The organism is Achromobacter arsenitoxydans SY8, from assembly GCF_000236785.1.
Classification (GTDB): domain Bacteria; phylum Pseudomonadota; class Gammaproteobacteria; order Burkholderiales; family Burkholderiaceae_B; genus Achromobacter; species Achromobacter arsenitoxydans.
Genome location: NZ_AGUF01000055.1, coordinates 17,515 through 42,257 on the forward strand (window position 1 = coordinate 17,515; position 24,743 = coordinate 42,257).

A 24,743-nucleotide genomic window follows, 5' to 3' on the forward strand; every position below is an offset into this window, starting at 1 on the left:
GCCGCATATCAGGAAAACGGGGCCAGTATAGCAACGCCAAGAGCTGGTTCAAAGGAATAGCTACTGGGTTTCCTGCGTGCTGGAAACAATCTTAAGGCATTTGGGGGTCTTTGGCTTCCCTGGACAGGCGCATTAATGCTGGATATGACGTTTTCGGCGCTCCTTCCGTTTTCCATGTTGGTTTTTGACAACAGGCCCGTGGGGCGCGGATGGGCGCGGCAAGCCGGCATTCCGGTTCGGCCGGTTTGGGCCGTCGTCGAACCTCTTCCCGCGTCCGGTCGGGCCGGCCTCCCAATCGAATGATAGAATTTCCTGTTTACCCGGCCCGGGTTCCTCCTTACACGATTCTGTCGTTATATATATGGATTCCTTTGCCAAGGAGACGCTTCCGGTATCGCTGGAAGAAGAGATGCGCCGCAGTTACCTCGATTACGCGATGAGCGTGATCGTCGGGCGGGCGCTACCGGATGTGCGGGACGGCCTCAAGCCCGTCCACCGGCGCGTGCTCTACGCGATGCACGAACTGAACAACGACTGGAACCGCGCCTATAAGAAGTCCGCGCGTATCGTCGGGGACGTCATCGGTAAGTACCACCCCCACGGCGACCAGTCCGTCTACGACACCATCGTCCGCATGGCGCAGGATTTCTCCATGCGCTACATGCTGGTCGACGGCCAGGGCAACTTCGGCTCCATCGACGGCGACAACGCCGCGGCGATGCGTTACACCGAAATCCGCCTGGCCAAGATCGCCCATGAGCTTCTGGCCGACATCGACCAGGAAACGGTGGACTTCGGCCCCAACTACGACGGCAGCGAACAAGAACCGCTGCTGTTGCCGTCGCGCCTGCCCAACCTGCTGGTCAACGGCAGCTCCGGCATCGCGGTGGGCATGGCCACCAACATTCCGCCGCACAACCTCCAGGAAGTGGTCGACGGCTGCCTGTACTGCCTGCGTAATCCAGCGTGCACGGTCGATGAGCTGATCGAGATCATCCCGGCACCCGATTTCCCCACGGGCGGCATCATCTACGGCATGTCCGGCGTGCGCGAAGGCTACCGCACCGGTCGCGGCCGCGTCATCATGCGCGCCAAGACCCACTTCGAAGACATGGAGAAGGGCAATCGCCAGGCGATCGTGATCGACGCGATTCCCTACCAGGTCAACAAGAAGACGCTGCAGGAACGCATTGCCGAGCTGGTCAACGACAAGAAGATCGAAGGCATCTCGGATATCCGGGACGAGTCCGACAAGGACGGCATGCGCCTGGTCATCGAGCTCAAGCGCGGCGAGGTTCCCGAGGTTGTCCTGAACAATCTCTACAAGAACACGCAGCTGCAGGACACCTTCGGGATGAACCTGGTGGCGCTGGTCGACGGCCAGCCCCGCCTGCTCAATCTGAAGCAGATGATCGACTACTTCCTGCAGCATCGCCGGGAAGTGGTTACGCGCCGCACGGTGTTCCAGCTGCGCAAGGCCCGCGAACGCGGCCACGTGCTGGAAGGCCTGGCGGTGGCGCTGGCCAACATTGATGATTTCATCGCAATCATCAAGGCGGCGCCGACGCCTCCGGTGGCCCGCCAGGAACTGATGGCGAAGTCCTGGGACTCGTCGCTGGTGCGCGAAATGCTGTCGCGCGCCGACGGCGATACGCCGGGAGGCCGCGCGGCCTTCCGCCCGGACGATCTGGGCGCCGAATTCGGCCTGCAGGGCGACGGCCTGTACCGCCTGAGCGATACCCAGGCCCAGGAAATCCTGAACATGCGCCTGCAGCGCCTGACCGGGCTGGAGCAGGACAAGATCGTCGGCGAATACAAGGACATCATGTCCACGATCGCCGACCTGCTCGACATCCTGGCCCGCCCCGAGCGCATCACCGCCATCATCGGCGACGAACTGCAGGCCATCAAGGCCGAATTCTCGACCGGCGCCAAGGATACGCGCCGCTCGGAAATCGAACTGAACGCCACCGAGCTCGACACCGAAGACCTGATCACGCCCACCGACATGGTCGTCACCCTGTCGCACGGCGGCTACATCAAGAGCCAGCCCCTGTCCGAGTACCGCTCGCAAAAGCGCGGCGGCCGGGGCAAGCAGGCCACGGCGATGAAGGAAAACGACTGGATCGACCAGCTGTTCATCGCCAATACGCACGACTTCCTGCTGTGCTTCTCGAACCGCGGCCGCGTGTATTGGCTGAAGGTCTGGGAAGTGCCGCAAGGCACGCGCAACTCGCGCGGCAAGCCGATCGTGAACATGTTCCCGCTGGCTGACGGCGAGAAGATCACGGTGGTGCTGCCGGTCAAGGAATTCAGCGAAGACCACTACGTCTTCATGGCGACGTCGCGCGGCACGGTCAAGAAGACCCCGCTGTCCGACTTCTCCAACCCGCGCAAGGCCGGCATCATCGCCGTGGACCTCGACGATGGCGACTACCTGATCGGCGCCGACCTGACCGACGGCAAGCACGACGTCATGCTGTTCTCGGACGCGGGCAAGGCGGTGCGTTTCGACGAAAACGACGTTCGCCCCATGGGCCGCAATGCCCGCGGCGTGCGCGGCATGATGCTCGAAGACACGCAGACGGTCATCGCGCTGCTGGTCGCCGGCGACGAAACCCAGACTGTCCTGACCGCCACCGAAAACGGCTACGGCAAGCGCACGCCGATCGGCGAGTACACGCGCCACGGCCGTGGCACGAAGGGCATGATCGCCATCCAGACCTCGTCGCGCAATGGCAAGGTGGTGGGCGCGGTGCTGGTCATGCCTTCTGACGAGATCATGCTGATCACCACCGGCGGCGTCCTGGTGCGCACCCGTGTCGCGGAAATCCGCGAAATGGGCCGCGCGACGCAGGGCGTCACGCTCATCAACGTCGACGACGGCAGTTCGCTGTCCGGCGTGCGCCGCGTCGTCGAAAGCGATGCGGATGATGACGGCGAACTGGACGAAGACGGCCAGCAAGCCGACGGCGACGATAGCAACGACGCAGCGGATTCGACGGAACCTACGGAGCAATAATGGCCCGCCCCTGGAACTTCTCGGCAGGCCCCTCGGCCTTGCCCGAGGTGGTGCTGCAGCAAGCCGCTGCAGAAATGTTGGACTGGCACGGCAGCGGCATGTCCGTGATGGAAATGAGCCATCGCGGCAAGCATTTCGTGCAGATCTGCGATGAAGCGGAATCCGATCTGCGCGAACTGCTGGGCCTGTCGGCGGACTACGCCGTCATGTTCATGCAGGGCGGCGGTTCCGGGGAAAACGCCATCGTTCCCATGAATCTCATGGGGCGCCGCGGCGCGCCGGCCGCGGACTTCGTCGTGACGGGCCACTGGTCCAAGCGTTCGTACAAGGAAGCGGGCCGCTACGGCAGCACGCATGTGGCCGCAAGCAGCGAGCAGTCCGCTGTGATCGACGGGCGCGAACAGGCGCCGCTGACCTGGGTGCCGCCGGTTGAAACCTGGCAGGTGCGCAAGGAATCGGCCTACCTGCACCTGTGCAGCAATGAAACCATCGGCGGCGTCGAGTTCATGGACTGGCCCGACACTGCCGCGCTGGGCGCGCCCGACGTGCCGCTGGTCGTCGATGCGTCCTCGCATTTCCTGTCGCGCCCGATGGATGTGACGCGCTGCGGCATGATGTACGCGGGCGCTCAAAAGAACGCCGGCCCCGCCGGCGTGACCATGGTCATCGCGCGCCGCGACCTGATCGGCCAGGCATTGCCGATCTGCCCGTCGGCCTTCGACTACGCCAATGTCGCCGCAGACCATTCGCGCTACAACACGCCGCCCACCTTCGCGATCTACATCGCCGGACTCGTGTTCAAGTGGGTGAAGGCCCATGGCGGCGTGGCAGGCATGGAAGCGGCCAACAAGGCCAAGGCCGACCTGCTGTACGGCTATCTGGACAGCTCGGGTTTCTATCGCAATCCCATTCACGCGCCCGTGCGCTCCCGCATGAACGTGCCGTTCGTGCTGCGCGACGAATCGCTCAACGACGCCTTCCTGAAGGGCGCCGAGGCCGCCGGCCTGACCCAGTTGAAGGGCCACAAGAGCGTGGGCGGCATGCGCGCGTCCATCTACAACGCCGTGCCCCTGGAAGGGGTGGCGGCGCTGGTCGAATACCTGAAGGAATTCGAGCGCAGCCATGGATGACGAGCTGCAGCGCAAGCTGCTCCCCCTGCGTAAGCGCATCGACGACCTGGATGCGCAGATCCTCGACCTCCTGTCGCAGCGCGCCCGCGCCGCATTGGAAGTGGGCGAGGCCAAGCACGCCGCCCATGCCGACGGCCCGGTGCTGCGCCCCGAGCGCGAAGCCGAAGTGATTCGCCGCCTGCAGCAGTTGAATCCGGGGCCGTTCCCGAATGCGGGCGTGGCGTCGGTCTGGACTGAGATCATCTCGGCCTGCCGTGGCCTCGAGCGCGGCATGACGGTCGCGTTCCTGGGGCCGCAGGGCTCTTTCTCGGAACAGGCCGCGCTGGAACACTTCGGCCACGCAGTGCAGAAGCTGCCTTGCGCGTCGTTCGATGAGGTCTTCCGCGCCGTCGAGGCCGGCCAGGCCGACGTGGGGATGGTGCCCGTGGAGAACTCCACCGAAGGCGCCGTCAACCGCAGCCTGGACCTCCTGCTCAATACGCCGCTGAAGATCCTGGGCGAGCGGTCGCTGGTCATCCGCCATTGCCTGATGTCGCAGTCGGGCGGCATGGATGGCGTCAAGACCATCTCCGCGCATCCGCAAGCGCTGGCCCAGTGCCAGGGCTGGCTGACGCGCAACTATCCCGACATCGAACGCGTGGCTGCGTCCAGCAATTCCGAGGCTGCTCGCGCCGCCGCGGGCGATCCGAGCATCGCGGCCATCGCCGGCGACGTCGCGGCGCCCGCCTGGAACCTGCAGATCGTTGCCGCGGGAATCCAGGACGACCCGCACAACCGCACGCGCTTTCTGGCCATCGGCAATATCGAGCCGCTGGTCAGCGGCAAGGACAAGACCAGCCTGATCCTGGCGGTCCCGAACCGCGCCGGCGCCGTCTATGAAATGCTGGCGCCGCTGGCCGCCAACGGCGTGTCGATGACGCGCTTCGAATCGCGGCCCGCCCGCACTGGCCAGTGGGAATACTATTTCTACGTCGATGTCCTGGGTCACCGCAACGATCCGAACGTCGATAGCGCCTTGGCCGCCTTGCAGGCGCAGGTTGCCTACCTGAAAGTGCTGGGTTCGTACCCGGCGCAGTGACATCTTCCACACCATGACCAACGCATCCAAGCCCCTCGTTGCTCCGGCGCACGTCAGCGCCATCGCGCCTTACCAGGCGGGCAAGCCGATCGAAGAACTGGCCCGCGAATTCGGGCTGGATCCGGCCACCATCGTCAAGCTGGCCTCGAATGAAAATCCGCTGGGCATGCCCAAGTCGGCGCGTGCGGCCATGCTGGCCGCGGCCGAGTCGCTGGCGCGCTATCCCGATCCCAACGGCTTCGACCTGAAGGCGGCGCTGGCCGAACGCTACGGCGTGCCCATGAGCTGGATCACGCTGGGCAACGGTTCCAACGACATTCTGGAAATCGCGGCGCTCGCGTTGCTGGAACCCGGTGCGTCGGCCGTCTACGCGCAGCACTCGTTCGCGGTCTATCGTCTGGCCACCCAGGCGCGCGGCGCGCGCCACATCGTGGTGCCGGCGGTCGACTACGGCCACGACCTGGATGCGATGTTCGACGCAATTGCGGACGACACGCGCCTCGTATTCATCGCCAACCCGAACAACCCGACCGGTACTTTCGTGCCGGGCGACAAGGTTGCCGCGTTCCTGGAACGCGTGCACGCCGCGCACGGCGACCGCGTCACGGTCGTGCTGGACGAGGCCTACAACGAGTACCTCGATCCCGAATTCCGTTTCGACAGCACTGCGCTGGCGCGCCGTTATCCGAACCTGATCGTCTCGCGCACGTTCTCCAAGGCCTACGGCCTGGCCGGCCTGCGCGTGGGCTTCTCGGTGGCTCAGCCGGGCCTGACCGATCTGCTCAACCGCGTTCGCCAGCCGTTCAACGTCAATACGCTGGCCCAGGCCGCCGCCATCGCCGCCCTGGGCGACGCCGCCTACCTCGAGGAAGCGTACGCATCCAACAAGGCGGGCAAGGCGCAGCTTTGCGCCGCGTTCGACCGCCTGAAGCTGCGCTACGTGCCCAGCTACGGCAACTTCGTGCTGGTGCACGTGGGCGACGCGCCGCGCATCAACCTCGAATTGCTCAAGCGCGGCGTCATTGTGCGTCCCGTGGCCGGCGACGGCCTGCCTGAGTGGCTGCGCGTGTCCATCGGCCTGCCGCAAGAGAACGACCGGTTCATCGACGCCCTGACCTCCATCCTGTCCGAATGAACGACGCGTCACCTTCTTCCGAACAGGGGGCCGCTGGCCCCCTGATTCCTGTATTGGCGGTTGTTGGCGTCGGTTTGATCGGCGGTTCGTTTGCCGCGGCCTTGCGCCAGGCGGGGCAGGTTGGGCGGGTGCTCGGCGTGGGGCGCAATGCGCAGTCGCTGGCGCGCGCCGTCGATCTGGGCCTGATCGACGAGGCCGTGACGGCCGAAGAGGCTGCCGCCCGCTCGGCTCTGATCCTGCTGGCCACGCCGGTCGGCGGGCTGAAGGATGTGCTGTCGCGCATGCTGCCGCACCTGACCGATGGCGTGGTGCTGACCGACGCAGGCAGCACGAAAGCCGAAGTGGTCGAGGCCGCGCGCGCCGCGCTGGGGAATCGCGTTGGCCAGTTCGTGCCCGGTCATCCCATTGCCGGCGCGGAGCGCACCGGCCCCGAAGCCGCCGATGCCGGCTTGTACCGCAAGCGGATGGTCATTCTTACGCCCCTGCCTGAAAACAGTGCCGCATTCACGGACTTGGTCCGCCGCGCCTGGCAGGGCTGCGGCGCCGACGTCATTGACATGGATGCCGCTGCGCATGATCGCGTGCTGGCGTCGGTAAGCCACCTGCCGCACCTGCTTTCCGCGGTCTATATGGAGCAGGTGGCTACGGCTGCCGATGCCCGGACGCGCCTGGATCTCGCCGGCACCGGCTTTCGTGATTTCACCCGGATCGCCGCCGGTTCGCCGGAGATGTGGCGCGATATCTTTTTGTCCAACCGCGAGGCGATGCTGGCCGAACTGGCCGACGTGCGCGGCGTGCTGGACCGTGCCGAGCGCGCCATCGCCGATGGCGACAGCGACGCTTTGCTGACGCTGCTGGACACGGCGGCGCGCGCGCGCCGCGACTGGCGCAAGGAGTAGCTGACATGGGCGCTTTGCCTTACCTCGATCTGCCGCGTGTGCGGCGTGCGCAGGGCGTGATGGCCCTGCCGGGCTCCAAGAGCATTTCCAACCGCGTATTGCTGCTGGCGGCGATCGCCGAAGGCAGCACGGCCATCACCGGCCTGCTCGATTCCGACGACACGCGCGTCATGCTGGGCGCCTTGCGTCAACTGGGCGTGCAGGTGTCCGAATTGGATGCGGGCCGGGTCACGGTGCAAGGCGTGCGCCGCTTTCCGGTGGAAAGCGCCGACCTGTTCATGGGCAATGCCGGCACCGCGATCCGTCCGCTGACCGCCGCGCTGGCGCTGATGGGCGGAGACTACCGCCTGTCCGGCGTGCCGCGCATGCACGAACGCCCCATCGGCGACCTGGTCGACGCGCTGAACGCCCTGGGCGCGCGCATCGACTACCTGGGCCAGCCGGGCTATCCGCCGCTGCACATCGGCCGCGGTGAAATCGCCGAGGATGCGGTCACGCGCGTCCAGGGTTCGGTGTCCAGCCAGTTCCTGACCGCCTTGCTGCTGGCCGCGCCGCTGCAGGCGGGGCGTAGCGGCAAGCCGGTGACCATTGAGGTGGTGGGCGAGCTGATTTCCAAACCGTACATCGAGATCACGCTGAACCTGATGGCGCGCTTTGGCGTGCAGGTGCGGCGCGACGGCTGGAGCCGATTCGTGGTCGATGCGGGCGCGGCCTATCGCAGCCCCGGCCAGATCGCGGTGGAAGGAGACGCCTCGACGGCCTCATACTTCCTGGCGCTGGGCGCGATCGGCGGCGGCCCATTGCGGGTGACCGGCGTGGGCGCCGACAGCATCCAGGGCGATGTCGCGTTCGCCGGCACGCTGGCCGATATGGGCGCCAAGGTTACCTATGGTCCCGACTGGATCGAAGTGTCGGGCGTGCAGGTGGCTGACGGCGCACGCCTGAAGGCCTTCGACACGGATTTCAACCTGATCCCCGACGCGGCCATGACGGCCGCCGCGCTCGCCCTGTACGCCGACGGCCCCTGCCGGCTGCGTAATATCGGTAGCTGGCGCGTCAAGGAAACCGACCGCATCCATGCGATGCAGACCGAACTTGAAGAACTGGGCGCGCAGGTGGAATCGGGGCCGGATTGGCTGCGCGTGACGCCGCCCGCCCCGGGGCAGTGGCGCGACGCCCAGATAGGCACCTGGGACGACCACCGGATGGCGATGTGCTTTTCGCTCGCGGCCTTCGGGCCCGCAGCGGTCCGCATTCTTGATCCCGGTTGCGTCAGCAAGACGTTCCCGGGTTACTTTGATGTCTATGCCGGCCTCGTGTCGGCCTAGTGCTGCATTTTTTCCATGACTCAAACTGCAACGACTTCTTCCCAGGCTCCGGTCATCACGATCGACGGTCCCACCGCGTCCGGCAAGGGCACGGTGGCCCATCGCGTGGCCAAGGCGCTGGGCTGGGCGGTGCTCGACAGCGGCGCGCTGTACCGCCTGACCGCCCTGGCGGCCCTCCGTCGGGGCGTGGCCCCTGACGACGAGCCTGGCGTCGCCCGTGTCGCCGAGGCGCTCGATGTCAGTTTCGAGGGGCCGCACGTCTATCTGGAAGGGGCCGACGTCGGCCATGACATCCGCCGCGAGGAAGTCGGCAATTTCGCATCCCGGGTGGCCGCTTTTCCGGGCGTGCGTCAGGCGCTGCTCGAGCGCCAGCGCGCTTTCCGCCTGCCTCCGGGCCTGGTGGCGGACGGGCGCGATATGGGCACCGTGGTGTTCCCCGACGCGTCGCTGAAAGTCTTCCTGGTGGCCGACGTGGTCGCGCGGGCGGAGAGGCGCCGTAAGCAGTTGATCGAAAAGGGAATTTCTGCTAATCTTGATGACCTCCTGCGAGATATGCGCGAGCGAGACGCCCGCGATACCGGCCGCGCCACCGCGCCGCTGGCTCCCGCAGCAGACGCACACGTGCTGGATTCTTCGAATCTGACGATTGCAGAGACGGTGCAGGCAATACTGGATTTCTGGCAAAAGGCCAACGCTGGGGCTTGATCCCGGGCCTTGGCTTCTGCCGGCATCCCCCGAAGCGCAGCTTCGGACCGACTTTTTTTTGATTAGGCCCTGCTCAAGCCAGGCGACACCCCCACGGGCCACCCCGCAAGGGTAAACCGGCAAGCAGGTATTTTGACTCCACTGTGGCGGGCAATCCGCTGCGGTGTGTTCTTAACGGCCATTTCGGCCCAATGGATTTCAACCCCATGTCTTCCGTTTCCACTACCGCCACCGGCGGCGAAAGCTTCGCCGACCTTTTCGCACAAAGCCTCAAGAGCCAGGACATGAAGTCCGGCGAGGTCATCAGCGCCGAAGTCGTGCGCGTCGACCACAATTTCGTCGTCGTCAACGCCGGCCTGAAGTCCGAAGCGCTGATCCCCCTGGAAGAGTTCCTGAACGACCAGGGCGAGCTCGAAGTGCAACCCGGCGATTTCGTCTCGGTGGCCATCGATTCCCTGGAAAACGGCTACGGCGACACCATACTGTCGCGTGACCGCGCCAAGCGCCTGTCGGCCTGGCTGCAGCTGGAAAAGGCCCTGGAGAACGGCGAACTGGTTACCGGCACCATCACCGGCAAGGTGAAGGGCGGCCTGACCGTCATGACCAACGGCATCCGCGCGTTCCTGCCGGGTTCGCTGGTCGACCTGCGTCCGGTCAAGGACACCACCCCGTACGAAGGCAAGACCCTCGAATTCAAGGTCATCAAGCTCGACCGCAAGCGCAACAACGTTGTGCTGTCGCGTCGCCAGGTGCTGGAAGCCAGCATGGGCGAAGAGCGTCAGAAGCTGCTCGAAACCCTGCACGAAGGTGCTGTGGTCAAGGGCGTGGTCAAGAACATCACCGACTACGGCGCGTTCGTTGACCTGGGCGGTATCGACGGCCTGCTGCACATCACCGACATGGCCTGGCGCCGTGTGCGTCACCCCTCCGAAGTCCTGCAAGTGGGTCAGGAAGTCGAAGCCAAGGTGCTCAAGTTCGACCAGGAAAAGAGCCGCGTCTCCCTGGGCGTCAAGCAACTGGGCGAAGATCCGTGGGTGGGCCTGGCTCGCCGCTACCCGCAAGGCACCCGCCTGTTCGGCAAGGTCACGAACCTGACCGACTACGGCGCGTTCGTTGAAGTCGAAGCCGGCATCGAAGGCCTGGTCCACGTGTCCGAAATGGACTGGACCAACAAGAACGTCGACCCGCGCAAGGTTGTTACCCTGGGCGAAGAAGTCGAAGTCATGGTCCTGGAAATCGACGAAGACCGTCGTCGCATCTCGCTGGGCATGAAGCAGTGCCGCCAGAACCCGTGGGAAGAGTTCGCCACGAACTTCAAGCGCGGTGACAAGGTCCGCGGCGCCATCAAGTCGATCACCGACTTCGGCGTGTTCGTCGGTCTGCCCGGCGGCATCGACGGCCTGGTTCACCTGTCCGACCTGTCGTGGACGGAAGCTGGCGAAGAAGCCGTGCGCAACTTCAAGAAGGGCGACGAGATCGAAGCCGTGGTTCTGGGCATTGATACCGACAAGGAACGCATCTCGCTGGGCATCAAGCAGCTGGAAGGCGACCCCTTCAACAACTTCGTCGCCACGTTTGACAAGGGCGCGGTTGTTCCGGGCACCATCAAGTCCGTCGAAGCCAAGGGCGCTGTTGTCACGCTGTCCGTGGACGTTGAAGGCTACCTGCGCGCTTCCGAGATCTCCTCGGGCCGCGTTGAAGATGCCACCACCGTTCTGACCGCCGGCGAGAACATCGAAGCCATGATCGTCAACATCGACCGCAAGACGCGTTCGATCCAGCTGTCGATCAAGGCCCGCGACAACGCCGAAACCGCCGATACGATCCAGCGCATGTCCGACGCCAGCGCTTCGTCCGGCACCACCAACCTCGGCGCGCTGCTGAAGGCCAAGCTGGACCAACAGCGCAACGACGGTTAATTCGTGACCAAGTCGGAGCTGATCGCCGCCTTGGCGGCCCGCTATCCTCAGCTGGCCGCCCGCGACACCGATTACGCGGTCAAGACCGTGCTTGATGCAATGACCCAGGCCCTGGCCTCGGGTCAGCGCATCGAGATCCGCGGTTTTGGCAGCTTCTCGCTGTCACAGCGGTCTCCCCGTGTCGGGCGCAATCCCAAATCCGGCGAACAGGTGCTGGTCCCTGGTAAACAGGTGCCGCACTTCAAGGCGGGCAAGGAATTGCGCGAACGGGTGGACTTGGTCGGCGGCAATGACGAGGACGCTCAATCCTCCGGATCGAGCGAGTCGATGCCGTCATCCATGGCAGGTTTGCACGCCATGCATTGACGCGTCGGCCAGGCAGAGCTGCCTTCGGGCAGATCGGACCGCGGACAAAGCCCCTTGAGAAATCAAGGGGCTTTGTTTTTTCAGCTTGTCTTTGGCGGGGCCAGAAACGGCGGACGCCTGCCGCGAGCGCCGGGCACGGGCATTTTTTTCTCAGCCGGCTGAGACGTCGCTTACAATTGACAGTCTCGAATCATATGGAGCATGCGCCATGCGCTATCTAGTCTGGGCCCTGCGATTGCTCGTGTTTGTTGCGGTTTTGATGTTCGCCTTGAAGAACACCGATCCCGTCGCGGTGAAGTTCTACGCCGATTACGTCGTCCAGGACGTCCCGCTGATTGTCGTCATGCTGGTCGTGTTCGTGCTGGGCGCCTTGTTCGGCCTGCTGCTTACCGTCCCCGCAGCCCTGCGCCGCCGCCGTGAAGCGATCCGTCTGCGCCGCGAGCTGGACCGTATCCAGGCTGCAGTCAGCGGGAACCAGCCGGTCGTGCCGCCGGAAGCCGTCGCTCCCATGTCGCCGCTGTGACATCGTCGAGCCGCTTTTTTTGCACCGAATTACCGCATGAGTCCGAATAGTGGATTTTGAACCTTGGTGGTTGATTTTCGTACCGGTGCTGTTCGCGCTGGGCTGGCTGGCCGCGCGCTTCGATATCCGGCAAATGCTGCGGGAAACCCGCACGCTGCCGGACTCCTATTTCCGCGGGCTGAATTTCCTGCTCAACGAGGAACCGGACCGCGCCATCGACGCCTTCGTCGAAGTCGCCAAGCTGGATCCCGAAACCACCGAGCTGCACTTCGCGCTGGGCAGCCTGTTCCGCCGCCGCGGTGAAATGGAGCGCGCCATCCGCGTGCACCAAAGCCTGCTGAACCGCTCCGACCTTCCCGCCGCCGAACGCGAGCATGCGCAGCACGAGCTGGCGCAGGACTTCCTGAAAGCCGGGATGCTGGACCGCGCGGAAAGCGGCTTCGAGCAGCTCAAGGACACGCGCTACGCCTTGCCCGCGCTGCGCTCCCTGATCCGCATCTATGAATCCGAGCACGACTGGCCGCGCGCCATCGAGGCCGTAAAGACCCTGCAGGGTCTGGTCGACGAACCCGTTCCGCAGATCGTGCACTACTACTGCGAACAGGCGCAGTCCGCCCTGACGGCCAAGCCCGCCGATGTCGAGGCCGCGCATAAGGCGCTGGACGCCGCGGACCACGCCTTGGCGACCACCGACGCCGCTTCCAGCAAGGGCGCGAAGGTGCGCACCGCGATGTTGCGTGCGCGCCTGGCCCTGATCGAACAGGATCCCAAGCGCGAAAGGCTATATCTGGAATCGGTCATGACCGATGTCCCGGAATTCGCCGGTCTGGTGGCGGAACAACTGCTGGCCAACTATCGCGGGTCCAACCAGGCCCCGGCGGGGCTTGAGTTCCTGCAGAAGCAATACGCCCGCCATGCTTCGCTGGACCTCTTCAACGTGGTGTTCCGGGAGCTGCGGGTGCAGCAGGGCGCCGCGACCGCCTGGGCTTTTGCCCGCGGCGCGTTGCGCAGCCATCCTTCGCTGCTGGGTCTGGACAGGCTGCTCGAGGCCGAATTGGCCAACGGCGAAGGCGATTCGGACCACGGCCCGGTGCCCGGCGCCGACCTGACCCTGCTGCGCAGCCTGATCCACAAGCATACGCAACGGCTCGATCGCTACGCCTGCCGCAGTTGCGGTTTTCAAGCGCGTCGCTTTTACTGGCAATGTCCCGGCTGCAACGGCTGGGAGACCTATGCGCCGCGCCGTCTGGAAGAAATTGAATGAACTCTTTTCCCGCCGAAGCCATTTCGCGTAGCCGCGTGCTCGTGGTTGGCGACGTGATGCTGGACCGTTACTGGTTCGGCGAAGTCGAGCGCATCTCGCCCGAGGCGCCGGTGCCAGTCGTGCGCGTCGCGCGCCGCGAAGACCGCCTGGGCGGCGCCGCCAACGTGGCGCGCAACGTGGCTGCCCTGGGCGGCCACGTTACGCTCGTGGGCGTGCTGGGCGAAGACGAGGCTGGCGACAGCGTCAGGCGCCTGGCCGCCGAAGCCGGCATCCAGGGCGAACTGATCGCCGACGACACGCTGCACACCACCCTGAAGATGCGCGTGCTCGGCCGCCAGCAACAGCTGCTGCGGGTCGACTTCGAGCAGCATCCGTCGCAGGTTTCCCTGGACGGCGTGGACGCCGCGCTGGCCCGCCATCTGGCGAACCACGACATCGTCGTCCTGTCGGACTACGCCAAGGGCGTGCTGACCCGCGTGGAGTCGCTCATTGCCCTGGCACGCGGCGCCGGCATCCCGGTGCTGGTGGACCCCAAGGGCGACAATTATTCCCGCTACCGCGGCGCGACCCTGGTCACGCCCAACCGCTCCGAAATGCAGGAGGCGGTCGGCCGCTGGAATTCAGAAGCGGAATTGACCGATCGGGCGCAGCGCCTGCGCGCCGATCTGGACCTCGAGGCCTTGCTCGTGACGCGTTCCGAGCAGGGCATGACTTTGTTTACCGACGCGGGGCGCGACCATACCGACGCCCAGGCGCACGAGGTGTTCGACGTGTCTGGCGCCGGCGACACCGTGCTGGCCACGCTGGCGGTCGGACGCGCCATTGGCTTGCCGTGGGCCGAAGCCATGGGATGGGCCAACAAGGCCGGCGGCATCGCCGTGGGCAAGCTGGGCACGTCCGTCGTCACCGCAGCGGAATTGGCAGGAGAATCCTCATGATCGTCGTTACCGGAGCCGCGGGCTTCATAGGCAGCAACCTGGTGCGCGGACTCAACCGCCGCGGCATCGAGGACATCATCGCGGTCGATGACCTGACCGAAGGCGATAAGTTCGTAAATCTGGTCGACTGCAAGATCGCCGACTACATGGACAAGGACGACTTCCGCCGGCGCGTCGCCGACGGCAGCCTGCCCGAAGTGCGCGCCGTGCTGCACCAGGGCGCGTGTTCGGACACCACCGAGCGCAACGGCCGCTACATGCTCGACAACAATTACCGGGTCACGCTGGAGCTGTTCGAGTTCTGCCAGGCGCGCCGCATTCCGTTCCTGTATGCGTCCTCCGCGGCGGTGTACGGCGGCTCGTCGATCTACGCCGAGCACCCCGACAACGAAGGCCCCCTGAACGTCTACGGCTACTCCAAGCTGCTGTTCGACCAGGTGCTGCGCAAGCGCATGGACAGCCTGACGGCGCAGGTGGTGGGCCTGCGCTATTTCAATGTCTATGGCCAGCACGAACAGCACAAGGGCCGCATGGCCTCGGTGGCGTTCCACAACATGAACCAGTTCCTTGAGCACGGGCATGTGCGCCTGTTCGCGGGCTGGGACGGCTATGTGGACGGCGGCCAGAGCCGCGACTTCATCTCGGTCGAGGACGTGGTCGCAGTCAATCTGCATTTCCTGGATCACCCGGAAACGTCGGGCATTTTCAACTGCGGCACGGGCAGGGCGCAGCCCTTCAACGACGTCGCGGCTGCGGTGGTCAATACCCTGCGCGCCGAGCGCGGCGAGGCCGAGCTGACCCTGGCTCAACTGACCGAGCTGGATCTCATCCGCTACATCCCGTTCCCGGACGATCTGAAGGGCCGTTACCAGAGCTACACGCAGGCGGACGTCTCCCAGCTTCGGGCGGCGGGCTTCACCGCGCCCATGCGCGATGTGCAGACCGGCGTGGCGGAATACGTGCGCTATTGGCGCGCCCGCAAGTAAGCTGCCGGGCAGTGTCCGATGAAGCCACCGAATCCGGTGGCTTTTTTTCGCCCGGGTGAATGCCGGGGTGGATCCTTCGGTTCACTGCGCGGCCGCGCGCGATGGCCCGCCGCGATGATGGGGACGTGGCACGACAACCGTTGCGCCCGGTCTACTGGAGATCCTCATGAATCCGTTCGTCCAACCCACCGTAGCTTGCGGCTCGCCGCTGCCGCAATGGCGCCGGCCGCGCAGGGAGCCTGTAAGGGCGTGCCCGCGTGCCGGGCAGCGCGCCCTGAGGCGGGCATTCAGCGTCCTGCTGCTGTCCGTCGGCCTGGGCGTGGCGGCGCCGCCCGCGCAGGCGGTGGACCTCAACAAGGCCAGCGCCGCCGAACTGGAAAGCGTACGCGGAATCGGGCCACGCACGGCCGAAGTCATCGTGCGCGAACGCGAACGCGGTGGCGAATTCGAATCCCTGGAAGACCTGACCGAGCGCGTGCGCGGCATCGGCCAGAAAAAGGCTCAGGCGCTGCAGGCGGCCGGCCTGACGGTAGGCGCCAAGGCCGCCGCCGCGGGTGATTCCAGCAGTTCTGCGCCGGCCGCGGCCCGGCCGGCGCAGGCCAAACCCGCGCAAGGCAAGCCGGCGCCCGCCAGGCCGGCGGCATCGGCCCCCGCCAAGCCCTGAGCGCCAGGCCATCTTGTGGAGTCCCTGGCGCGGGCGCGGCTTTTGGCGCCGTCCGCCGCCAGGCGGAGTTATGATCGTCCGCATGACTACTACCTACCCCACTATCGAACAGACCGTCGGCAATACGCCCCTGGTGCGCCTGCAGCGCATTCCCGGCGCGGCGGGCGAGGCGCGCGGCAATGTCATCCTGGCCAAGCTGGAAGGCAATAACCCGGCGGGTTCCGTCAAAGACCGCCCGGCGCTGTCCATGATCAAGCACGCGGAAGAGCGCGGCGACATCAAGCCGGGCGACACCCTTATTGAGGCCACCAGCGGCAACACGGGCATCGCGCTCGCCATGGCCGCCGCCATGAAGGGCTACCGCATGATCCTGATCATGCCGGACAACCTCTCCGTGGAGCGCCGCGCCGCGATGGCGGCCTATGGGGCTGAACTCATCCTGACGCCGGCCGACAAGGGCGGCATGGAATACGCCCGCGACCTGGCCACCGAAATGCAGGCGGATGGCCGGGGGCTGGTGCTGGACCAATTCGCCAACCCCGACAATCCCCGCGCCCACATCGAAACCACGGGCCCTGAACTGTGGAATCAGACTGACGGACGCATCACGCACTTCGTCAGCGCCATGGGCACCACGGGCACCATCATGGGCGTGTCCACCTACCTGAAGTCGCGCAACCCCGCAGTCCAGGTTGTGGGCGCCCAGCCCGCCGAAGGCTCGCAGATCCCGGGCATCCGCAAGTGGCCCGAGGCCTACATGCCCAAGATCTTCGACCGCAGCCGGGTGGACGCCTACGAATCCATCCAGCAGTATGAAGCCGAATCCATGGCGCGGCGGCTGGCCGCCGAAGAGGGCATCTTCGGCGGGATTTCCTCGGCTGGGGCGCTGGTCGCGGCGCTGCGCGTGGCCGAACGCGTGAACGACGCGACGATCGTCTTCATCGTGTGCGACCGCGGCGACCGCTACCTGTCCACCGGCGTCTTCAACGGATAGCGTCGTCGGCAGGCCAAGCGCCGCGGGCCGTCAGTCCACCATGCAAAAGGCGCCCTGGAATCTCCAGGGCGCCTTGTTTTTTACCCCCCCGCGCCAGTAAAAACGCGCTTGGGAGCGTTGCCTTGCCGAACCGGCTCAGCGCGTCACGCGGGCTTCGATTTCCGCGGCAAGGTCGGCCACCGATGTCGCGTAGAAGTAGCTGCGGTTGTACTTGGTCAGGGCGAAGAAGTTGGGCGTTCCGACGCGGTACTGCGCAGTGCCGCGCGCTTCTTCCACCAGATCCACCACGCCCATGGGCTGGCTGCTCCAGCCATCGCTGGACGCGCCGGGCTGCAGGCGCGCGCCGGCCGCCGACAGCGTACTCCAGCTTTGCTTGGGTTCCAGTCCGCCGTCGACCAGCGCGGTGGGGTCGGCGGGCAGCGCCACCGGCGCGAACACCGGCAGGCCCCGCTGCCAGCCGTGCTGGGCCAGGAAGCTGCCCACGGACATGATGGCGTCCTGGGTGTTGTTGGTGAGGTCGATATGGCCATTGGCGTCCCCGTCCACCGCGTAGTGCATGACGCTGGTGGGCATGAACTGGGGCATGCCGATGGCCCCGGCGTAAGAACCCCGCGTTTCGAGCTCCAGCTTGTCCTTCATGACCAGCGTCAGAAAGTCGGCCAACTGGCCGCGGAACATTGTGGCGCGTTCAGGCTTGTTGGGATCGGGGTAGTCGAAGGCCAGGGTGGCCAGGGCGTCCAGCACGCGGAAGTTGCCCATATTGCGGCCGTACAGGGTTTCGACGCCGATGATGGATGCAATGATGGGCGCCGGGACGCCAAAGCGCTGGGCCGCCTGATTCAGCAGGTCACGGTTTTCGTTATAGAAATCCACGCCCCAGCCAATGCGTTTGGGTTCCACGAAGCGCGACCGGTAGGTCAGCCAGCTGCGCCAGACTTTTTTTCCGGGCGGGGACGGCGCGATCAGCCGCGCCACCGTGGCGTTGTAGCGCGAGCCTTCCAGCGCCGAGACCATCGGCGCGAGCGGCAGCTGGCGTTCGGCGGCCAGGTCTTCCACGAACGAGCGGACTTCCGGGCGCAGTGCGCCATTGGCGGTCAGGGCGGCGGGAGCGTCATCCGGCAGTTCGGAGCCGAGCGTCGGCGTACTGGGTCCGATACGGATAGGGGCGGGGCCGGAAGCCTGGGACGCCTGGGAGGCGGGGGCGGGGGATGGTGCGGTTGGAGCGGTGGTGGAGCACCCCGCCAGCAGGGCGGAAAGCGTTCCGAGTTGCAGTATTCGCCGACAGATGAACATAATCTTCCTTATGGAGACCATGTATCTTACTCACCCGGCATGCCGCTTGCATGAAATGGGCAGTTGGCATCCGGAAAGCCCTCAGAGGCTGGATGCCATCTCCGACCAGTTGCTCGCCAGCGGCCTGATGCCTTACCTGGACGACCGGCAGGCGCCTCAGGCGTCCCGCGACGACCTGTTGCGCGTGCACACTGTCCAGTATCTGGACAGTTTGCAGAAACATGTGCCGGAATCAGGGTATTACCCTATAGATCCGGATACGCTGATGAACCCGCACACCTACGAAGCGGCCCTGCATGCGGCCGGCGCGGGCGTGGCTGCCGTGGACGCGGTGATGGGCGGCGCGGCGCGCACGGCCTTCTGCGCCGTGCGTCCGCCGGGGCATCATGCATGCCGCTCGCAATCCATGGGCTTCTGCTTTTTGAACAACGTCGCCATTGCGGCGCAGCATGCGATGGATGTCCATGGCCTGACCCGGGTGGCGATCGTCGATTTCGACGTGCACCACGGCAATGGCACGGAAGACGTCTTCGCGGGCGACGAGCGCGTGCTGATGTGCAGCTTCTTCCAGCACCCGTTCTTTCCCAACAGCGGCGCGGATCATCCCGCAGGCAATATGCTGAACGTGCCCGTGCCCGCCTATACGGCGGGCGCCGCGGTCAGGGAGATCGTGACCGATACCTGGCTGCCGCGGCTGGAGGCGCATCGTCCCGAACTCATCCTCGTGTCGGCGGGATTCGACGCGCATCGCGAGGACGACATGGGGCAGATGGGCCTGGTCGAAGCGGACTACGCCTGGATCACGGAGCAGCTTGTGGACGCGGCCGAACGCCATTGCCAGGGCCGCATCGTCAGCACGCTCGAAGGCGGTTACAACTTGTCCGCTTTGGGCCGCAGCGTGGTCGCCCACATACGGGCGCTGGCGAAGCTGTAGAATCAGGAAAAAATTGTGCAATGCGATCCCGGCGCATGCCGGGTCATTAATTTCCATTTGGAGGCAGCGGGATGAAGGTGTTGGTACCTGTCAAGCGCGTCGTTGACTACAACGTCAAGGTGCGCGTCAAGTCTGATCAGACCGGCGTGGATATCGCCAATGTGAAGATGTCCATGAACCCCTTTGACGAAATCGCCGTCGAAGAAGCGACCCGCCTGAAGGAAAAGGGCGCAGTCGCCGAAGTCGTGGCGGTTTCTTGCGGCGTTGCGCAATGCCAGGAGACTCTGCGCACCGCCATGGCCATCGGCGCCGATCGCGGCGTGCTGGTCCAGACCGACGCCGAACTGCAGCCGCTGGCCGTTGCCAAGCTGCTCAAGGCCCTGGTCGACAAGGAACAGCCGCAGCTCGTGATTCTGGGCAAGCAGGCCATCGACGACGATGCCAACCAGACCGGCCAGATGCTCGCCGCGCTGCTGGACTGGCCGCAAGCCACGTTCGCCAGCAAGGTTGAACTTGCCGACGGCAAGGTCACCGTGACGCGCGAAGTGGACGGCGGCCTGGAAACGCTGACCCTGAAGCTGCCGGCCATCGTCACCACCGACCTGCGCCTGAACGAGCCGCGCTACGTCACGCTGCCGAACATCATGAAGGCCAAGAAGAAGCAGTTGGACACCGTCACGCCGCAAGACCTGGGCGTTGATCCCGCGCCGCGCCTGAAGACGCTGAAGGTCAGCGAGCCGCCCGCCCGCAAGGCCGGCATCAAGGTGGCCGATGTCGCGGCCCTGGTGGACAAACTCAAGAACGAAGCGAAGGTGGTCTGATCATGACGACGCTGGTTATTGCCGAACACGATAACGCCCAGCTCAAGGGCGCAACCCTGAACGCCGTCGCCGCCGCCGCCAAGATCGGAGGCGACGTGCACGTGCTGGTCGCCGGCGCCAATGCGCGCGCCGTGGCCGACCAGGCCGCCCAGGCGGCTGGCGTGGCCAAGGTCCTCCTGGCCGACGCGCCGCAACTGGCCGATGGCCTGGCCGAGAACGTCGCGGCCCAGGTGCTGGCAGTGGCTTCGAGCTACAGCCACATCCTGTTCCCGGCCACCGCGTCGGGCAAGAACGTGGCGCCGCGCGTCGCGGCCAAGCTGGACGTGGCCCAGATCTCCGACATCATCGGCGTGGAATCGGCCGATACTTTCCAACGCCCGATCTACGCCGGCAACGCCATCGCCACCGTGCAGTCGGCCGATGCCGTCAAGGTCATCACCGTGCGCACCACCGGCTTTGACGCCGTTGCCGCGCAGGGCGGTTCCGCTTCGGTCGAAGACGTCGCCGCTGTCGCCGATTCGGGCCTGTCCACGTTCGTGGGCCGCGAAGTCGCCAAGAGCGACCGTCCCGAACTGGCCGGCGCGCGCGTCGTGGTGTCGGGCGGCCGCGGTCTGGGCAGCGCCGAAAACTTCAAGATCCTGGATCCGCTGGCCGACAAGCTGGGCGCCGCGCTGGGCGCCTCGCGCGCCGCAGTCGACGCCGGCTACGCGCCGAACGACTGGCAGGTTGGCCAGACCGGCAAGATCGTCGCGCCGCAGCTCTACGTGGCCGTCGGCATCTCGGGCGCCATCCAGCACCTGGCTGGCATGAAGGACTCGAAGGTCATCGTCGCCATCAACAAGGACCCCGAAGCGCCGATTTTCGGCGTGGCGGATTACGGCCTGGTTGGCGACCTGTTCCAGGTCGTGCCTGAACTGACCAACGCGCTGTAAATCGCCAACGCGCGATATTCGCTAAAAACCGCAGGCCATGTGCCTGCGGTTTTTTTTTGCGCTTAGGAGAATCGAAATCTTTTGATTTCCGCAAAGACTCTGCTAATGTATTCCGCGCGCTGCTGACTTATTTTGCTTGTGCTTGTGCTTGACCTTTACAGAACGAAGGAGATTCGTGATGGAATGGTTCTTTGACACGCTAAGAAAGTACCCAGAGCTGGCGATTTTTTTGACCCTGGGCCTAGGCTACTGGATCGGGGCCAAAAAAATCTTCGGCTTCAATCTGGGGGCCGTGACCGGGACGTTGTTGGTGGGGGTGCTGGTCGGCCAGCTCAACATCACGATCGCTCCCATCGTCAAGCAGGTGTTCTTCCTGCTGTTCCTCTTCGGTCTGGGCTACGGCGTCGGACCGCAATTCTTCCGCGGCATGAAAAGCGATGGCCTTCCCCAGGTCATTTTCGCGGTCATCATTTGCGTCATCTGCCTTCTGGTCACATGGGGGACTGCCGTCGCGTTCGGCTTTGACGCGGGCACCGGCGCGGGGCTGCTGTCCGGCGCGCAGACCATTTCCGCGGTCATGGGGGTGGCGACAGACACCATCAACGGCCTTTCCATCGACGCCGAGACCAAGAAAAAATGGATCGACAGCATTCCCGTGGCTTACGCGGTTTGCTACATCTTCGGCACCGTGGGCAGCGCCTGGCTGCTTGCATCCCTGGGTCCCAAGCTGATGCGCGTGGACATCGTGAAGGAATGCAAGGAATACGAGGCCAAGATGTCGGGCGGCGCGGATTCCATGGAACTGTCGGGCTACCGCAAATTCACGGCTCGGGCCTACCGGCTGGACAACGCGGAACTTGCGGGCAAGACGGTGCGCGAGCTTGAATCGAAGTTCGTCGAAGCCCGGGTCTTCGTCGAGCGCATCCGCCGCGGCGATCAGATCATCGACAACGACGGCACTACGGTATTGCAGGCCGGGGACGTGCTGGGCGTCACCGGACGCCACGACGCCCTGGTCCTGCAGGCCGCGGGCATCATCGGCGCCGAAGTCGAGGACCGGGACGTGATTAACCTGCCGGCCGAGATCCTCGAGGTCGTGCTGACCAACAAGAACATGGCCGGCAAGACGCTCAAGGAGCTTGCGGACAGCGAGACCGTGCGCGAACTGGGCCGCGGCGTGTTCCTGCGCAAGGTCGTGCGCGGCGGCCACGAGATGCCGGTCAATTGGGGCTTGAAGCTGGACCGGGGCGACCGCCTCTTCATCCTGGGCGCCAAGCGCGATGTGGAGCGGATCGTGGGCCGGCTGGGGTATGTGGACCGCGCCACCAACCAGACCGACATGGTGTTCGTGGGCTTCGGCATCCTGCTGGGCGGCCTGTTCGGCACCCTGGTGCTGACCGTGGGCGGCATCCCGATAACGCTGTCGACGTCGGGCGGCTCGCTGATTGCGGGGCTGGTCTTCGGCTACCTGCGGTCCGTGCATCCGACTTTCGGGCGGGTGCCGGAACCGGTGCACTGGTTCCTGACATCCGTCGGGTTGACCGCCTTCGTGGCGGTGGTGGGCATCGTGTCCGGGCCGGGCTTTGTCCAGGGGTTCCAGCAACTGGGCGCGAAGCTATTCATCGCCGGCGTCATCGCCACCAGCATACCGATGATCTTGGGCGTGTTCATCGCACGGTATGTCTTCAAGTTCCATCCCGCCATCGCGCTCGGCGTCTGCGCGGGCGCCCGGACCACCACCGCCGCCATCGGCCAGATCACCGAAACGGCGAAGAGCCAGGTGCCTGCGCTTGGCTACACGGTGCCCTACGCCATCGGCAATACCCTGCTCATCATCTGGGGGATTGTCATCGTCATGCTCATGGCCTAGCAGGACCGCCCGCAAGTCACAAGGCTTGCGGGCCGCACGGCAAGCGCGGCAACCGAAATGGCGCCCGCCTTCAAGGCGCCTGTCATAACGCACTCCAGGAGTACTGAAAATGGCTTCCACCACGCCTATCACCGTCAGCCTGGCTTCGGCCTTGAAGACCTCCCGTTCGCACCAGCGCGACCTGGAACAGCTTTCTCCGTTCGAATTGAAAGACTATCTGATCACCCTGGCCAAGGACAGCCAGCAGACGTCGACCGCGACCATGCTGAACGCGGGCCGCGGCAATCCGAACTGGATCGCCACCGAGCCGCGGGATGCGTTCTTCCTGCTGGGCAGGTTCGCGATGAAAGAGGCGCGGCGCGTCCGCGACGACGGCATCCTGGCCGGCATGCCCGCCAAGAAGGGCTGCGCCGATCGGCTGCGCAAGTTCCTCGCCAAGCACAAGAGCGAAGACGGCTACGACTTCCTGATGGGTGTGCTGGAGTATGGCGTAAAGATCAAGAGCTTCGATCCCGACGAATGGATCCACGAACTCACCGACAGCATCATCGGCGACCACTACCCGGTGCCGCCGCGCGCGCTGGTGCATACCGAGCAGATCGTCCATGACTATCTGATCAAGGAAATGTGCGACGGGCGCCCGCCCAAGGGCAAGTTCGACCTCTTTCCGGTGGAAGGGGGCACGGCGGCCATGTGCTACATCTTCGACTCGCTGATGACGAACGGGCTGCTGAAGCAGGGCGACACCATTGCGCTATTCCTGCCGACGTTCACGCCGTACATCGAGATCGCCCATCTGGAGCGTTTCCAGTTCAAGATCGTCGCCATCAACGCCAACAGCATGCGCGCCGACGGCACGCATGACTGGCACTATCCGGCATCGGAAATCGCCAAGCTGGAAGATCCCAAGATCAAGCTGGCCGTGACCGTAAACCCCAGCAATCCGCCTTCGGTGGCGTTCAGCCCGGTCGAGATGAAGCAGATCGTGCGCCTGATCCGCAAGAATCCCGACCTGGTGTTGGTGACGGACGATGTGTACGGCACCTTCGTGCCGAATTTCCGCTCGCTGATGGCGGAAGTGCCGCACAACACGATCTGCGTGTATTCATTCTCGAAGAACTTCGGTTGCACGGGATGGCGTCTGGGCGTCATCGCGACCCACGAGACCAACACGATGGACCGGCGCATCGCCGCGTTGCCGGCGTCATGGAAGAAGCGCCTGGACAAGCGCTACGGCGCCATGACGATGGAACCCGAGAAGCTCAAATTCATCGACCGCCTGGTCGCCGACAGCCGTGAGGTGGCGCTGAACCACACGGCTGGCCTGTCCTTGCCGCAACAGGTGCAGATGGGATTTTTCGCGCTGTCGCACCTGCTGGATTTGAAGGACGCCTACAAGCACCTGACCATGGAGATCGTGCGCAGCCGCCGCGACGCGCTGTGGCAGGGCCTGGGCATACCCATGCCGCCGGAAGACCCGATGCGCGGCTGGTACTACGTCGAACTGGACTTCATGGTCTGGGCCAAGATCATGTACGGAGACGCCTTCTGCAAGTACATGACCACGAACTACGAGCCGGTGGACTTTCTGTTCCGGCTGGCTGAGAAGTCGGGTGTGGTGCTGATGGACGGCGGCGGTTTCGGTGGTCCGCCGTGGTCGATCCGCATCTCGCTGGCCAACCTGGACGACGGGGACTACGCCAAGATCGGCAAGCACATGGTCGAATCCGCGACCGAATACGTTGAGGCGTGGAAGGCGTCCGAACTGGTGCGTTCCGGCCCGACCGCGGGCAAGGGCCAGACGGTCAAGGCCTCGAAGGCCAAGCGCGCCGCCAGCGGCAAGACGGCGGCCAAGAAGGCCGTGAAGAAGGCGGTCAAGAAGGCGGATACGGCAGCCAAGTCCGCAAAGAAGGCGGCATCCTCTAAATAGGACGCCTAAGGG

21 protein-coding genes are annotated in these 24,743 nt (G+C 65.1%); 20 read left to right on the forward strand and 1 reads right to left on the reverse strand.

Going from position 1 to position 24,743, the window contains the following annotated elements; genetic code table 11:
- Positions 1-361 precede the first annotated feature (361 nt).
- The 15 genes from gyrA to cysM all read left to right on the forward strand — a co-directional run bounded on the left by gyrA (position 362) and on the right by cysM (position 16,951).
- Complete coding sequence (gyrA, locus tag KYC_RS15680) at positions 362-3,022, forward strand: DNA gyrase subunit A (protein ID WP_008164016.1); 2,661 nt, start codon at positions 362-364, stop codon at positions 3,020-3,022.
- The gene (serC, locus tag KYC_RS15685) at positions 3,022-4,152 is read left to right on the forward strand and encodes a 3-phosphoserine/phosphohydroxythreonine transaminase (RefSeq protein WP_008164017.1); all 1,131 of its coding nucleotides are present in this window, start codon (positions 3,022-3,024) and stop codon (positions 4,150-4,152) included. Before gyrA ends, serC begins: the two co-directional genes overlap by 1 nt.
- Entirely contained in the window at positions 4,145-5,230 is a 1,086-nt protein-coding gene (pheA, locus tag KYC_RS15690; protein ID WP_008164019.1) for a prephenate dehydratase, read from the forward strand. The genes serC and pheA overlap by 8 nt, the downstream gene beginning before the upstream one ends.
- A gap of 13 nt (positions 5,231-5,243) precedes the next feature.
- A complete protein-coding gene (gene hisC / locus KYC_RS15695) occupies positions 5,244-6,365 on the forward strand; it encodes a histidinol-phosphate transaminase (protein WP_008164022.1) in 1,122 nt (373 codons plus the stop codon).
- Positions 6,362-7,264, forward strand: a complete 903-nt coding sequence (locus tag KYC_RS15700) for a prephenate dehydrogenase (RefSeq protein WP_043518632.1) — start codon at positions 6,362-6,364, stop codon at positions 7,262-7,264. Before hisC ends, KYC_RS15700 begins: the two co-directional genes overlap by 4 nt.
- A gap of 5 nt (positions 7,265-7,269) precedes the next feature.
- Positions 7,270-8,592, forward strand: a complete 1,323-nt coding sequence (gene aroA, locus KYC_RS15705) for a 3-phosphoshikimate 1-carboxyvinyltransferase (RefSeq protein WP_008164026.1) — start codon at positions 7,270-7,272, stop codon at positions 8,590-8,592.
- Between the two features lie 15 nt (positions 8,593-8,607).
- Complete coding sequence (gene cmk, locus KYC_RS15710; protein WP_008164028.1) at positions 8,608-9,297, forward strand: (d)CMP kinase; 690 nt, start codon at positions 8,608-8,610, stop codon at positions 9,295-9,297.
- A 206-nt stretch (positions 9,298-9,503) separates the two neighbouring features.
- On the forward strand, positions 9,504-11,216 hold the full coding sequence (rpsA, locus tag KYC_RS15715) for a 30S ribosomal protein S1 (protein WP_008164031.1): 1,713 nt from the start codon (positions 9,504-9,506) through the stop codon (positions 11,214-11,216).
- Positions 11,217-11,219: 3 nt separating this feature from the next.
- Positions 11,220-11,582 carry an integration host factor subunit beta gene (locus KYC_RS15720; RefSeq protein WP_008164033.1) on the forward strand — a complete coding sequence of 121 codons (363 nt, stop codon included), beginning with the start codon at positions 11,220-11,222 and terminating at the stop codon, positions 11,580-11,582.
- 208 nt (positions 11,583-11,790) lie between these two features.
- Positions 11,791-12,105 carry a LapA family protein gene (locus KYC_RS15725; RefSeq protein WP_008164034.1) on the forward strand — a complete coding sequence of 105 codons (315 nt, stop codon included), beginning with the start codon at positions 11,791-11,793 and terminating at the stop codon, positions 12,103-12,105.
- A gap of 49 nt (positions 12,106-12,154) precedes the next feature.
- Complete coding sequence (lapB, locus tag KYC_RS15730; protein ID WP_008164037.1) at positions 12,155-13,369, forward strand: lipopolysaccharide assembly protein LapB; 1,215 nt, start codon at positions 12,155-12,157, stop codon at positions 13,367-13,369.
- Positions 13,366-14,307: a D-glycero-beta-D-manno-heptose-7-phosphate kinase gene (rfaE1, locus tag KYC_RS15735; protein ID WP_008164039.1), complete on the forward strand. Its 942-nt coding sequence runs from the start codon at positions 13,366-13,368 to the stop codon at positions 14,305-14,307. The genes lapB and rfaE1 overlap by 4 nt, the downstream gene beginning before the upstream one ends.
- Entirely contained in the window at positions 14,304-15,293 is a 990-nt protein-coding gene (gene rfaD / locus KYC_RS15740) for an ADP-glyceromanno-heptose 6-epimerase (RefSeq protein WP_008164042.1), read from the forward strand. Before rfaE1 ends, rfaD begins: the two co-directional genes overlap by 4 nt.
- Before the next feature lie 166 nt (positions 15,294-15,459).
- Positions 15,460-15,957, forward strand: a complete 498-nt coding sequence (locus tag KYC_RS15745) for a ComEA family DNA-binding protein (protein ID WP_008164044.1) — start codon at positions 15,460-15,462, stop codon at positions 15,955-15,957.
- An 82-nt stretch (positions 15,958-16,039) separates the two neighbouring features.
- Positions 16,040-16,951, forward strand: a complete 912-nt coding sequence (cysM, locus tag KYC_RS15750) for a cysteine synthase CysM (RefSeq protein ID WP_008164046.1) — start codon at positions 16,040-16,042, stop codon at positions 16,949-16,951.
- Between the two features lie 135 nt (positions 16,952-17,086).
- Here the strand turns inward: cysM and mltB are convergent, their stop codons facing one another.
- Positions 17,087-18,244 carry a lytic murein transglycosylase B gene (gene mltB / locus KYC_RS15755; protein WP_043518633.1) on the reverse strand — a complete coding sequence of 386 codons (1,158 nt, stop codon included), beginning with the start codon at positions 18,242-18,244 and terminating at the stop codon, positions 17,087-17,089.
- A gap of 10 nt (positions 18,245-18,254) precedes the next feature.
- Between mltB and KYC_RS15760 the strand changes: the two genes are divergently transcribed.
- The 5 genes from KYC_RS15760 (at position 18,255) to KYC_RS15780 (ending at position 24,731) form a co-directional block, all read left to right on the forward strand.
- Entirely contained in the window at positions 18,255-19,178 is a 924-nt protein-coding gene (locus KYC_RS15760) for a histone deacetylase family protein (protein WP_081478051.1), read from the forward strand.
- Positions 19,179-19,249: 71 nt separating this feature from the next.
- Positions 19,250-19,999 carry an electron transfer flavoprotein subunit beta/FixA family protein gene (locus KYC_RS15765; RefSeq protein ID WP_008164052.1) on the forward strand — a complete coding sequence of 250 codons (750 nt, stop codon included), beginning with the start codon at positions 19,250-19,252 and terminating at the stop codon, positions 19,997-19,999.
- A gap of 2 nt (positions 20,000-20,001) precedes the next feature.
- A complete protein-coding gene (locus KYC_RS15770) occupies positions 20,002-20,931 on the forward strand; it encodes an electron transfer flavoprotein subunit alpha/FixB family protein (RefSeq protein WP_008164054.1) in 930 nt (309 codons plus the stop codon).
- A 178-nt stretch (positions 20,932-21,109) separates the two neighbouring features.
- A complete protein-coding gene (gene aspT, locus KYC_RS15775) occupies positions 21,110-22,801 on the forward strand; it encodes an aspartate-alanine antiporter (RefSeq protein WP_008164057.1) in 1,692 nt (563 codons plus the stop codon).
- Between the two features lie 109 nt (positions 22,802-22,910).
- Positions 22,911-24,731: a bifunctional aspartate transaminase/aspartate 4-decarboxylase gene (locus KYC_RS15780; RefSeq protein ID WP_008164059.1), complete on the forward strand. Its 1,821-nt coding sequence runs from the start codon at positions 22,911-22,913 to the stop codon at positions 24,729-24,731.
- Positions 24,732-24,743 lie beyond the last annotated feature (12 nt).